The sequence below is a fragment of the Vibrio sp. 970 genome (assembly GCF_033339075.1).
Map to the genome: position 1 here is coordinate 1 of NZ_JAWOTW010000501.1, position 615 is coordinate 615.

The 615-nt window shown below is 40.3% G+C and carries 1 protein-coding gene; it reads right to left on the minus strand.

Features of this window, described 5'->3' with window-relative positions; all coding sequences use genetic code 11:
* Window positions 1–61 precede the first annotated feature (61 nt).
* Window positions 62–496 (minus strand): IS200/IS605 family transposase, encoded by a 435-nt coding sequence (tnpA, locus tag R7Q11_RS27540; RefSeq protein ID WP_017633711.1) that lies wholly within the window; start codon window positions 494–496, stop codon window positions 62–64.
* Window positions 497–615 lie beyond the last annotated feature (119 nt).

Below are 615 nucleotides of genomic sequence, written 5' to 3' on the forward strand. Positions count from 1 at the left end.
GTAAATTACCACCTTCTAAAGAAGGTGGCTTTGTGTGAGCCCCCTAAAAGGGGGCCTTTGTTTAGTCCAGCGCCAATTGCTGCTGCTCTACTCGCTCTTGCTTCTCTTGATGTCTTACATATCGGCGTATTATTTCTTCATTGATTCCAACACTATCGACAAAATAGCCTCTTTGCCAAAAGTGATTACCCCAAAGCCTGTTCTTCCTAAGGTGAGGAAACTTGCTAAATAGCTTTAAGGCTATTTTGCCTTTCAATACCCCCATCAACTTGGATATCGAAAGCTTTGGTGGGACCTTTACAACTAAATGTACGTGGTCAACTTGTACGTTTAGCTCTACGACTTCACATCCAAGTTGATTACAGTAAACATAAATACATCGATAAACTTCTTTACCTATATTGTTCTTCAAGATCCTAAATCGATACTTTGGCGTCCACACTATATGGTATTGACAACGCCAAAATACGTGGGAAGCTTGATTGTATCTACTCATGTTATTTGTCCTCTTTGACTTCTGGAAAAATCAAAGACGCATTTAGCATGAGTAGTTTTACAGGCAAAGCCGAAACGGATGATAACCACCTACTGAAGTAGGTGGTTTAGGGCTGAAAA

What these genes read in the sequence shown, in the direction of transcription:
- tnpA (WP_017633711.1), bottom strand. Translation starts at nt 496, where the DNA reads ATGAGTAGATACAATCAAGCTTCCCACGTATTTTGGCGTTGTCAATAC.